This is a genomic window from Bradyrhizobium sp. AZCC 2230 (genome assembly GCF_036924495.1).
In the GTDB taxonomy this organism is placed as follows: Bacteria; Pseudomonadota; Alphaproteobacteria; order Rhizobiales; family Xanthobacteraceae; genus Bradyrhizobium; species Bradyrhizobium rifense.
On record NZ_JAZHRS010000001.1, the window covers coordinates 781,493 to 793,691 of the forward strand.

General features: G+C 65.0%; 9 protein-coding genes. 5 read left to right on the forward strand and 4 right to left on the reverse strand.

Annotated elements, in window-relative coordinates:
* Positions 1-76: 76 nt before the first annotated feature.
* Positions 77-766 carry an alpha/beta hydrolase gene (locus V1280_RS03620; RefSeq protein WP_334519081.1) on the reverse strand — a complete coding sequence of 230 codons (690 nt, stop codon included), beginning with the start codon at positions 764-766 and terminating at the stop codon, positions 77-79.
* 127 nt (positions 767-893) lie between these two features.
* On the opposite strand from V1280_RS03620, the gene V1280_RS03625 reads away from it, so the two are divergent.
* The 4 genes from V1280_RS03625 (at position 894) to V1280_RS03640 (ending at position 8,754) form a co-directional block, all read left to right on the forward strand.
* On the forward strand, positions 894-1,865 hold the full coding sequence (locus tag V1280_RS03625) for a LysR family transcriptional regulator (protein ID WP_334519084.1): 972 nt from the start codon (positions 894-896) through the stop codon (positions 1,863-1,865).
* A gap of 176 nt (positions 1,866-2,041) precedes the next feature.
* A complete protein-coding gene (locus tag V1280_RS03630; protein ID WP_334519086.1) occupies positions 2,042-4,891 on the forward strand; it encodes a beta strand repeat-containing protein in 2,850 nt (949 codons plus the stop codon).
* A gap of 289 nt (positions 4,892-5,180) precedes the next feature.
* Positions 5,181-7,313 (forward strand): type I secretion system permease/ATPase, encoded by a 2,133-nt coding sequence (locus tag V1280_RS03635; RefSeq protein WP_334519088.1) that lies wholly within the window; start codon positions 5,181-5,183, stop codon positions 7,311-7,313.
* Positions 7,300-8,754 (forward strand): HlyD family type I secretion periplasmic adaptor subunit, encoded by a 1,455-nt coding sequence (locus tag V1280_RS03640; RefSeq protein WP_334519090.1) that lies wholly within the window; start codon positions 7,300-7,302, stop codon positions 8,752-8,754. The genes V1280_RS03635 and V1280_RS03640 overlap by 14 nt, the downstream gene beginning before the upstream one ends.
* A gap of 69 nt (positions 8,755-8,823) precedes the next feature.
* On the opposite strand, the gene V1280_RS03645 is transcribed toward V1280_RS03640, so the two are convergent.
* The 3 genes from V1280_RS03645 to V1280_RS03655 form a co-directional block, all read right to left on the reverse strand.
* Positions 8,824-10,686, reverse strand: a complete 1,863-nt coding sequence (locus tag V1280_RS03645; RefSeq protein ID WP_334519094.1) for an ABC-F family ATP-binding cassette domain-containing protein — start codon at positions 10,684-10,686, stop codon at positions 8,824-8,826.
* A gap of 61 nt (positions 10,687-10,747) precedes the next feature.
* The gene (locus V1280_RS03650; protein WP_334519097.1) at positions 10,748-10,921 is read right to left on the reverse strand and encodes a hypothetical protein; all 174 of its coding nucleotides are present in this window, start codon (positions 10,919-10,921) and stop codon (positions 10,748-10,750) included.
* A 241-nt stretch (positions 10,922-11,162) separates the two neighbouring features.
* Entirely contained in the window at positions 11,163-11,417 is a 255-nt protein-coding gene (locus tag V1280_RS03655; protein ID WP_334519100.1) for a sulfur globule protein precursor, read from the reverse strand.
* Between the two features lie 322 nt (positions 11,418-11,739).
* On the opposite strand from V1280_RS03655, the gene ndk reads away from it, so the two are divergent.
* Positions 11,740-12,162, forward strand: coding sequence for a nucleoside-diphosphate kinase (gene ndk, locus V1280_RS03660; protein WP_045000301.1), 423 nt, complete (start codon positions 11,740-11,742; stop codon positions 12,160-12,162).
* The last annotated feature ends 37 nt before the right edge of the window (positions 12,163-12,199 follow it).

The following is a 12,199-nucleotide window of genomic DNA, read 5'->3' on the forward strand; positions in this document are numbered from 1 at the left end:
CAGATGATCGTCCAGACGATCAAGCGGCTTTGCGTCCCTGCCGCCGGGCGTTGCCGGCAGCAGATGTCCGCATGGATCAGGCGAGCGCCGCGCTCTTGATGACCGAGGCGACGGCCTCCGGCCGCGACACGTAGACGGCGTGGCTGCCCTTGCTCTCGACCACAGTCGCGCCGGCACGCTTGGCCATGAACTGCTGGGCCGGGGGAGGGATCATGCGGTCATCGGTTGCCACAAGATACCAGCTCGGCTTTGTCCGCCACGACGCTTCGCTGACCGCGCCTTCGAGCGCCTTGAGGCCCCACGGCACCTGCGAGTTCGCCATGAACTCCGCCTTCGCCGGCTCGACGTCGGCCGCGAACGAAGCCGCGAACTTGGCCTTGTCGAGGAACAGGTAGCCGTCCTGCGGCGGCAGGATCGGCGGCACGGCGGCGCCGGGAGGCGGGTCCTTGATCAGGGAAGCAACGGACTCGCCCTTGTCCGCCGCGAAGGCGGCGATGTAGACGAGCTTCGATACTTTCGGGTCGTTGCCGGCTTCCGTGATCACCACGCCGCCATAGGAGTGTCCAACCAGCACGACCGGTCCCTCGGCCTGTGCGATGATCTGCCGGGTCGCGGCGACGTCGTCGGCGAGCGATGTCGTCGGATTCTGCACGATGCCGACGTTGAAGCCGTCCTTCTTGAGGAGGTTATAGACGCCTTCCCAGCCGGCGCCGTCGACGAAGCCGCCGTGCACGAGGACGATTGTGGGTTTTGAAGTCTCAGCCATGGTAGGTCTCCCTTCGGGTTGCTGCGCGATCCGCGCTTGAATTTCGCGGGTTCTTCTTGCCCGATTTCGCCATAGCTGATTAGTTCCATTTTGAGCGGATACCCCTAACCAATCAGCTAGGTGCCCGATGAAATGGACGGATCGGATCGGTCGTCGCGTCAAGCTGCGCGACTATCACATCGTGCTCGCTGTCGCAGAGGCCGGCAGCATGACGCGTGCGGCGGAAGAGCTCGCCGTGTCCTATCCCGTCGTGTCCAAGACCATCTCGGAGCTCGAGCAAACGCTAGGCGTCAAACTGTTCGACCGTAGTGCGGCCGGGGTCGAGCCGACGCATTACGGCCGCGCGCTGCTCAAGTCCGGCGTCGCCGTGTTCGACGAGATCCGCAAGGGATTGCAGCAGATCGAGTTCATCAAGCAGCCGGATGCCGGCGAGCTGCGGATCGGTTCGTCGATCGTGACGGACGCCGGGCTGCTGCCCGCGATCATCGAGCAGTTCACGCAGGATTTTCCGCGCGCCGTGCTTCACGTGCTGCACGAGAACATCGCCGTGCAGCAGTACCACAATCTGCGCAACCGGGAGGCGGAGCTGGTGTTCGGGCGGCTTCCTGCCGTCATGAGCGAACCCGATCTGGTGGCGGAGCCGTTGCTCGACGAGCCCAATATCATCGTCGCCGGGACGGAGAGCCGCTGGGCCAAGCGGCGAAAGCTGAAGCTCGCCGATTTGATCGAAGAACCGTGGATCCTGGCGCAGCCCGGCAGTCTGGCCCGGACGCTGCACGAAGAGGTCTTCCGCAGCAACGGCCTCGCGGTGCCGTCGGCAAGAGTCCTGACGGTGTCGCTGCATCTTCACCTGCGCCTGATCGAGAGCGGACGCTGGCTGGGTCTTGTTCCCGCGTCCGTCGTGCGGTTCGGCGGCAAGCGAATGCGGCTTCATATCAAAGCCCTGCCGATCGAGGTCACGTCGCCACCGTCTCCGATTGGGTTCATCAGGCTCAGGGATCGGACGCTGACGCCGCTCGCGGAGCGCTTTATCGAATGCAGCCGGAAAGTCGCCCAATCGAATTTCGTCAAGTCATCCATGCGGGACGTGCCGTCATAATTCCGCGCCGCAATGTGCGAGCCATCACATCCGTTGCTGTCCAACACCCGCCCGCAGGAAATCTGGAGGAAATCTCCAGAATAATCACGCGCGTCTCAAGCAACGCTTCAAGATTGTCATGTTGGCGGCTGCTAGCCATCGAGGGGAGGGGCTAGATCGATCGAAGGATTATTTGGATGTCTATTACCTCTGTTTTTTCCCCGGTTACGGGGCAGCTGGCGATTTTCGGCGACAGCGCCAATAACGGCCTCGTGATCGGCCGCGACAAGTCCGGCCGCATTCTGATCAATAACGGGCACGTGAAGACGGTCGGCGGCGATCCCACCGTCGCCAACACCAACGAGATCGACATCTTCGGTCAGAGCGGTGACGACACGATCACCGTCAACGAAAGCCACGGTCCGATGCCCGCGGTGCATATCTTTGGTGGCGACGGCAATGACAAAATCACCGGCGGCTCGGGCGCCGACTTGCTGTTCGGACAGGCCGGCGACGATGTGATCAAGGGCGGCGGCGGCAATGATCTGCTGTTCGGCGGCGCGGGCAACGATATCCTGGACGGTGGCAGCGGCGACAACCAATTGTTTGGCGAAGCCGGCAACGATCTCATGATCTGGAATCCTGGCGGCGGCAGCAACGTTGTCGAAGGCGGCGACGGCAATGACACCGTGCAGATCAACGGAAGCAATGCCTCCGAGACCTTCACCATCACCGCGAACGGCACTCGCGTGCGGTTCGACGAAACGGGCCCGGCACCATTTTCGCTCGACATTGGCACGACGGAGAATCTCGTGCTGCACGCTGGCGGCGGCGACGATGTCATCACCGCGGGCAACGGGCTCGGCACCCTGATTTCGCTGACGCTCGACGGCGGCGCCGGCAACGACACGATCACCGGTGGTGACGGCAACGATCTCCTGATCGGCGGTTCCGGCAACGACATCGTCAACGGCGGCCGCGGCAACGACGTCGCCCAGCTCGGGAGCGGCGACGACACATTCATCTGGAATCCCGGCGACGGCAGCGACACCGTGGAAGGCGGATCGGGCAACGACAAGCTCGTGTTCAACGGCGCCAACATCAACGAGAACATCAACATCTCGGCCAATGGCGGCCGGGTGCGCTTCACCCGCGACGTCGCCAACATCACGATGGACCTCAACAGCATCGAGCAGATCGAGTTCGATGCGCGCGGTGGGGCCGACAACATCACCGTCGGCGATCTCACCGGCACCGGCGTCAAGCAGGTCCTGGTCGATCTCGGAGCCGTTCCGGGCGGCACACAAGGCGACGGCGCGGCCGATACGGTCACCGTCAATGGGACCAACGGCAATCAGCATATCCAGGTCACGGCAGTCGGCACCACGGTCACGGTGACCGGCCTGCCGGAAGTCGTGACAATCGCCAATGCAGAGGCTGCCAACGATCGGCTGGTGATCCAGGCGCTCGGCGGCAACGACGTCATCGATGCATCCACGCTCGCTGCGGTGATCGGGTTGACGATCGACGGCGGCGCGGGGAACGATACCATCACCGGCAGTCAGGGCGCCGACACGCTGATCGGCGGTGACGGCAATGACAAGGTCACCGGCGGCCGCGGCAACGACGTCGCTCTTCTCGGCGCGGGCGACGACCTCTTCACGTGGAATCCCGGTGACGGCAGCGACACCGTCGAAGGCGGCACGGGAACGGATACGCTGGTGTTCAACGGCTCCAATGCGGCCGAGAACATGTCGATCTCGGCGAACGGAGGCCGTGCGCTTCTGACCCGCGATGTCGGCGCCATCACCATGGATCTCAATGGCATCGAGCATGTGCAGATCACCACGGCCGGCGGCGGCGACAACATCACCGTCAACGACCTCACCGGCACCGGCGTGACACAGGTCGCGATCGACCTCAGCGCCGGTCCCGGCAGCCAGAGCGGCGACGGCGCGGCGGACCGCGTGACGGTGAATGGCAGCGCCGGCGACGACAACATCAAGGTCGTCACCTCAGGTGGATCGATTGAGGTCAACGGCCTGGCCGCGCAGGTGACGATCGCGCACGCCGATGCGGGCGACGTGCTCGCCGTCAACGGCGGCGTCGGTAATGATGTCATCGATGCCTCCGCGATCAAGGCCGGGCAGCTCGTCAGCCTGAACATCAACGGCGGCGACGGCAACGACACCATCACCGGCAGCGCCGGCAACGACATCGTCAATGGCGGCCGCGGCAACGACGTCGCCAATCTCGGCGCCGGTGACGATACTTTCGTCTGGAACCCCGGCGACGGCAGCGACACCGTCGAAGGCGGCAAGGGCACCGATACGCTGTTGTTCAACGGTGCCAACGTCAACGAGAACATCAACATCTCCGCCAATGGCGGAAGGGTGCTGTTCACCCGCGACGTCGCCGCCATCGCGATGGATGTGAACGGGGTCGAGCATATCGACTTCAACGCCCTCGGCGGCGCCGACAATATCACCGTCAATGATCTCTCCGGCACCGGCGTGAACCAGGTCAATCTCGACCTCGGCGCCAATGACGGCGCCGCCGATACCGTGACCATCAATGGCACCGTCGGCAGCGACGTCATCACGGTGACCGAGCACGACGGCACCATCACGGTGTCGGGCCTCGGCCAGGACATCAACATCGCCGATGCCGGCGCGGGCGACAGGCTCGTCATCAACGGCCTCGACGGCGACGACGTCATCACGGCCTCCGGCCTGCATGGCGGCATCCAGCTCGTTGCCAATGGCGGCAACGGCGATGACGTGCTGATCGGCGGCTCCGGCAACGACACGTTGACGGGTGGCGCTGGTGACGATGTGCTCATCGGCGGCCCCGGCCAGGACATCCTCGATGGCGGTACTGGCAACAACGTCCTCATCCAGGACGGCGCGGCAATGGCGGCCACGATGCTGCTCAACCAGGCCATTGCGGCGAGCTTCGTTCCCGCAGGCGACGGCCATGGCGCGATGCCGCTGGCCGATCCGCACACGGCGCAGACCCAGACGCTCGCTCCGCCGCAGCACGCCTGAGTTTGATGAAAGTTGCTGTTGTGATGACAGAGGTGCGCTCCCTCTCCCGCTTGCGGGGGAGGCATAGGCGGCCCATGGCCGCCGTTCTTAAAAAGGACGCCGATGCGAAGCATCGGCTATGGGTGGGGGTGTCTCCGCAATCGAGAACCCCCAAGAGGAGAAAGCCCTCACCCGGCGCCATAGCCGATGCGAAGCATCGGCGGTCTAACAGGACGGCGGCCAAAGGCCGCCTATGCCGACCTCTCCCGCAAGCGGGAGAGGTTGAACAGGCCCGGCCCGGAGAACGCCCATGACGACGCACGCGGTCGCGACCGATACGGGGCTCGACGCGCTCCTGACTTTGCTTCACCTGCAAGGCGTGGCTGCCGACCGCGATCAGCTCAGGCATCGGCAAGGCACAGCAAGATTTGGCGCAGTGGACATCATCCGCTGCGCCAAATCCCTTGGTTTGAAAGCACGAACCTATCGTACGCAATGGGGCCGTCTGTCGGATAGCCCGCTGCCGGCGATCGCGATGCTGCGTGACGGCAGCTTCATGGTCATCGCAAAAGCCTCCGCCGACAAGGTGCTGGTGCAGTCGCCGGTGGCGCAGCGGCCGGCGTTCATGGAGCGCGACGAGTTGTGCGCGATCTGGGACGGCGGATTGATCCTGATGACCCGGCGCGCCGGTCTATCCGACCTCGGACGCCAGTTCGATATCACCTGGTTCATCGGCGCGATCGGCAAATACCGGCGCCTGTTCGGCGAGGTGCTGGCGGCCTCGTTCTTCCTCCAGCTTTTTGCGCTGGTCTCGCCGCTGTTCTTCCAGGTCGTGATCGACAAGGTGCTGGTGCACCGCTCGCTGTCGACGCTCGACGTACTCGTGATCGGCCTCGTCGTCGTCTCGCTGTTCGACACGGTGCTCGGGATCCTGCGCAACTATCTGTTCTCGCATACGACCAACCGCATCGACGTCGAGCTGGGCGCGCGCCTGTTCAACCATTTGCTGGCGCTGCCGATGGCCTGGTTTCAGGCCCGGCGCGTCGGCGATTCCGTGGCGCGGGTCCGCGAGCTCGAGAACATCCGCAATTTCATCACCTCATCGTCGCTGACGCTTCTCATCGACATGGTCTTCACCTCGGTGTTTCTGGCGGTGATGTTTGCCTATTCACCGATGATGACCTGTATCGTGCTCGGGTCGTTCCCGTTCTACATCGCGATCTCGGCGGTGGCGACGCCGCTGTTCCGCCGCAGGCTGGAGGAGAAATTCCGCCGCGGCGCCGAGAACCAGGCGTTTCTGGTCGAGAGCGTCAGCGGGATCGAGACGCTGAAGGCGATGGCGGTCGAGCCGCAGATGCAGCGCCGCTGGGAGGAGCAGCTCGCAGGCTATGTCTCGGCGAGTTTTGGCGTCACCAGCATCGGCAACACCGCAAGCCAGCTGGTGCAGTTCGTCAGCAAGGTCGTCACCGCTGGGATCCTCTATGTCGGCGCGCGGCTCGTGATCGGGGACGCCTTGACCGTCGGCGAGCTCGTGGCGTTCAACATCTTTGCCGGCCGCGTCTCGGCCCCGGTGCTGCGGTTGGCGCAGGTCTGGCAGGATTTCCATCAGGCGCGGCTCTCGATCGCCCGGCTCGGCGACATCCTCAACAGTGCCGCGGAGCCGGCGTACTCCGCGGGCCGCGCCGGGCTGCCGGCGCTGCGGGGCAATATCCGCTTCGAGCACGTCGCGTTTCGCTACCGGCTCGACGGGCCGGAGATCCTGCACGACGTCTCGTTCGATATTCCGGCCGGCCAGACCGTCGGCATCGTCGGCTCCTCGGGCTCGGGCAAGAGCACCTTCGCAAAACTGGTGCAGCGCCTCTATGTGCCGCAGGGCGGCCGCGTGCTGATCGACGGCATGGATCTGGTGATGACCGACCCGGCCTGGCTGCGGCGGCAGATCGGCGTGGTGCTGCAGGAGAACATGCTGTTCAACCGCTCGGTGCGCGACAACATCGCGCTCGCCGATCCGACCCTGCCGATGGACCGTATCATGGAGGCGGCGAAGCTCGCCGGCGCGCATGATTTCATTCTGGAACTGCCCGAGGGCTACGACACCGTGGTCGGCGAGCGCGGCTCGACGCTCTCGGGCGGGCAGCGCCAGCGCATCGCGATCGCCCGCGCACTCGTGACCAATCCGCGCATCCTGATCTTCGACGAAGCCACCAGCGCGCTCGACTACGAAAGCGAGCGGATCATCCACGACAACATGAAGGCCATCGCGAAGGGCCGCACCGTCCTGATCATCGCGCATCGTCTCTCCACCGTGCGCGGCGCCGACCGAATCTTCACGCTCGAGCGCGGCCGGCTGGTCGAGGACGGCACGCATGACGCCTTGATCAGGAACGGCGGCCGCTATGCCACGCTGCACCGGCTGCAGGGAGGGATCTATGAGGTCGGCTAGCACCGCGCCGGCCCGAAAGCCGGAGCAGACCGTCGTTCCCTTCCGGAACGCGAGGAACCGGAACGCCGAGGAAACCGCCTTCCTGCCCGCGGCGCTGGAGATCACGGAAAGCCCGCCGTCGCCGATCGGCCGCGCCATCGCGTTTGCGCTGATGGCCCTTGTCTGCGCGGCACTCGCATGGTCTGCGTGGGGCACGATCGACATCGTCGCGTCCGCGACCGGCAAGGTCGTGTCGAGCGGGCGTAGCAAAGTGGTGCAGCCGTTCGAGACCGGCGTGGTGCGCGCCATCCATGTGCAGGACGGGCAGGCGGTCAAATCAGGCGACGTGCTGATCGAGCTCGATCCGACTGTGAATGCCGCGGAGCGCGATCACCTGCATGACGATCTCATGGCCGAACGGCTGAACGTCGCGCGCCTCCGCGCAGCACTGAGTGCCGGCGAAGACGGCTCCGCCGATCTCGTTCCGCCCGCGGATGCCGATCCATCGCTGGTCGCAACGCAGCGGCAGCTTCTCGCCAGTCAGGTCGGCGAGCACCGCGCCAAGCTCGCGGCTCTTGAACGCCAGGAGGCGCAGAAGGACGCCGAGCATCAGACCATCGCGGCGACGATCCACAAGCTCGGTGCATTGCTGCCCGTGACCGAGCAGCGCGTCGATATCCGCAGGACGCTGATGGAGAAGGAGATCGGCTCGAAGCTGACCTATTACGAGACGCTTCAGCTCCAGATCGAGCAGCAGGAGGAGCTCGGTGTCCAGCGCAGCCATCTGAAGGAAGCCGAGGCGGCCGTCGCCGCAATCCGGGAGACCCGCATCCAGGCGGTGGCCGAGTATCGTAAAAGCCTGTCCGACGATCTCGCCAAGAGCGAGCAGAAAGCCAACGGCCTCGCGCGCGATCTGATCAAGGCGCAGCAGCGGACACAGCTTCAGCAGCTGACGTCACCGGTCGACGGCGTCGTGCAGCAGCTTGCGGTCCACACTGTCGGCGGCGTGGTCACGCCGGCGCAGTCGCTGCTGGTGATCGTGCCGTCAGACACAAGGCTCGAGATCGAGGCGATGATCTCCAACCGCGACATCGGCTTCGTCGAGGCCGGGCAGGGCGCCGCGATCAAGATCGACACCTTCAACTTCACCCGCTACGGCCTGCTGGAAGGCCGGGTCGTGAGCGTCTCGCAGGATGCCATCATTCGCGACCGTCCGCCGGAGCGCGGCGGCGACCGCACGACGGGCGCGCAACACGACAGCAGCGAGCCCAGCGGGCAGGAGCTCAGCTACAGCGCCCGCATCGCACTCGATCGCACCCAGATGCAGGTGGACGATCGCCTCGTCAGCCTGTCGCCGGGAATGGCGGTGACCGTGGAGATCAGGACCGGCTCGCGCACCATTCTGAGCTATCTGTTGTCGCCGCTGCAGCGCTACCGGCACGACATCATGCGGGAACGCTAGGCGTTCCGATTAGCTCATCTCTTTCAATAATTTAGCTACTGTGCATGGGGTTGTTTTCGGCTTTTGAAGCTAGCCCGTCGCCTCGTCGAACTGCGCGCTCGCCTCGAGCCATTGCTCCTCCGCGCGCGCCAGCGCGTCGGCCGCATTGGCGCGCGCCTTGGAGAGCTGCGCGGCCTGTTTGGGATCGCGCGTAAAAATGTCGGGCAGGGCGAGTGCGGTGTCGATCTTGGCGATGATGTCGCTGACGCGCGCAATCTCGCTCTCGGCCTCCGCGATGCGTTTCTTCAGCGAGCCGCGATTGTCCGATTTCGGGCGTTGCGGTTTCTCGCTCGGAGCGCTGCGCTCGCGCGGGGCGGGCTCGCCGTTGCGCGAGGACAGCACCAGGCGGCGGTACTCATCGAGGTCGCCGTCGTAATTGGTGACGGTGCGGTCGGCGACGATCCAGAGCTGGTCGGCGCAGGCCTCGATCAGATAACGGTCGTGCGAGACCATGATGATCGCGCCGGGAAACTCGTTGATGGCTTCGGCCAGTGCTGCGCGGCTGTCGATGTCGAGATGGTTGGTCGGCTCGTCCAGGATGATCATGTTGGGGCCGTAGAAGGTCGCAAGCCCCAACAGCAGCCGCGCCTTCTCGCCGCCCGACAGTTTTCCAACTTTGGTATCGGCCGCCTTGCCGGAAAAGCCGATCGCGCCGGCGCGTCCCCGCACTTTTGCCTCGGGCGCATCGCCCATCAGCTTGCGGACGTGGTCGTAGGCCGAGGCGTCCTCGTTCAGCTCGTCGAGCTGATGCTGCGCGAAATAGGCGATCGACAGCTTGTCGGCGCGCGTCACCTTGCCGGAGAAGGGCGCCAGACGCGCGGCGAGCAGCTTGACGAGTGTCGACTTGCCGTTGCCGTTGGCACCCAGCAGCGCAATGCGGTCGTCGTTATCGATGCGCAAGGTGACGCGGCTCAGCACCGGCGTGGCCGGATCGTATCCAACGGATGCGTTGTCGACGGCGATGATCGGCGGCGACAGGATTTTCTCTGGCGCCGGGAAGGTGATCTCGCGCACGTCTTCCGTCACCAGCGCCGTGATCGGCTTCAGCCGCTCCAGCATTTTCACGCGTGACTGCGCCTGCCGGGCCTTGGAGGCCTTGGCCTTGAAGCGGTCGACGAAGGCCTGCAGGCGGGCACGCTCGGCCTCCTGGCGCTTGACCGCCTTGGCGTCGAGCATCTCGCGCATGGCGCGCTGCTCCTCGAAGGAGGAATAGGTGCCCTTGTAGAGCGTGAGCTTGCCGCGCTCCAGATGCAGGATCTGGTCGACCGAGCTCTCCAGGAGGTCGCGGTCGTGGCTGATCACGATCACCGTGCGCGGATAATGCGCGAGATGATCCTCCAGCCACAGCGTGCCTTCGAGGTCGAGATAGTTGGTGGGCTCGTCGAGCAGCAGCAGGTCAGGGGACGCAAACAGCGTCGCGGCCAGCGCGACGCGCATGCGCCAGCCGCCGGAGAATTCGGCGCAGGGGCGCAGCTGGTCGGTGGCGGAAAAGCCGAGGCCGGACAGGATCGCGGCGGCGCGGCTTGGGGCCGAGTGTGCGTCGATGTCGACAAGCCGGGTCTGGATCTCGGCGATCCGGTGCGGATCGGTGGCGCTCTCGGCTTCGTGAAGCAGCGCGTCGCGCTCGAGGTCGGCCTTGAGCACGACCGAAATCAGGCTTTTGGGGCCGTTCGGCGCTTCCTGGGCCAGGCTGCCCACCCGCCAGCGCGGCGGCAGCGTCACCGAGCCGTGCTCGGCGGCAAGCTCGCCGCGGATCACCTTGAACAGCGTCGATTTGCCGGTGCCGTTGCGTCCGACCATGCCGACGCGCGAGCCGGGCGTGATCTGCACGGAGCTATTATCGATCAGAAGGCGTCCGGCGAGTCGGATGGAGAGGTCGGTGATGGAGAGCATGCGGCCTTGTCACCGCAGCCGGGATCAAACGCAACCCGTTTTTCCGTGTCGGTCGGTTGCGCTAGCCGCGCTCACGATCCCGCTTCTCCAGCTCGTCCATCAGCTGTTCGAGATGCGTCGGGAGCCGGGGGTCGGGACGAAGGCTCTGCTGAAGCCGCTCGCCTACGGCATCGCAAATCGAGCGGCTGGTGCGCCGGTCGATCTGTTCGCTCTCATTGGCAGAAAGGCCAGCCATCTCAAGGTTCCGTGTGTTCAAAGTAACGACACGGTACCAAGTCATTGGCCCCCAAAATGGTTTCGCCGGTTGTTGGGTACGTCGGGCATTCTAGTAAAAATTGTATGAATTCGTCGTATCTGCCCAAATACAAGGCCCCGGCGGGGGGAACGCCGGGGCCTCGCTTGGAAGGTACCGCAGGGGGGGAACGGCACCTCAGGAAGGTATTTTAGGAACGCACTTCAGGAACGTGCTTGCGGGCTCAGTAGCAGCGGTTGATCAGCCGCCAGCGGGGTCCCCAGGGGGTCGGGACCAGCCGGCGCACGTAGCAGCCGCCATAACCGTAGGAGACGGGGGCATAGAAGCGCGGTCCGCCCCAGCCGTAGCCGCCGCCGTGCCAGCCGCCACCGCCGTGCCAGCCCCAGCCGCCATGCCAGTGAGCGGAGGCGGAGGTGGGGGCCAGCGCGGCACCCAGCGCGACCGCGGCGACTGCAGCGAGCGAAAGTTTCCTCAACATGATGATCTCCTCAAAACTGCCGGCGCGGGGCTATCGCGTCGATGGAAAGGCCGCCGAAACGGTCCGCCTCGGGGAAGGCTTTGGTTTCGATGGACCTCACGTTACGCCGGCGAGGCTGAACCAAACCCTCATGGGGCCTTCAGATTGGGTTCATCTGCGTGAAATCGTTGTAATCCATGCTGGAATCGGCTCGGCCTCTTGCCCCCTGGCACCTGCGGCGAAGCGCCCGTGGGCTGTTCCGGCGGTCGCTTGCCGTATCGCAACGGCGCCGATATAAGCCCCGCAACTCCGAACCACCCTTTTTCTCTTCAAGGACAAGATCATGGCCATCGAACGCACTTTCTCGATCATCAAGCCCGACGCGACCGCGCGTAACCTGACCGGCGCCGTGAACGCCGTGATCGAGAAGGCGGGCCTGCGCATCGTCGCGCAGAAGCGCATCCGCATGACCAAGGAACAGGCCGAGACGTTCTACGCCGTCCACAAGGCCCGCCCGTTCTTCGGCGAGCTCGTCGAGTTCATGACCTCGGGCCCGGTCGTGGTCCAGGTGCTGGAAGGCGAGGGTGCCGTTGCCAAGTACCGCGACGCGATGGGCGCGACCGATCCGTCGAAGGCGGCCGACGGCACAATCCGCAAGCTCTACGCAAAGTCGATCGGCGAGAACTCGGCTCACGGCTCGGACGCCACGGAGACCGCCGCGATCGAGATCGCGCAGTTCTTCTCGGGCAACGAGATCGTCGGCTAAAAGCCGACAGGTTAAGGCGATGGGGCGAAAGGACTGA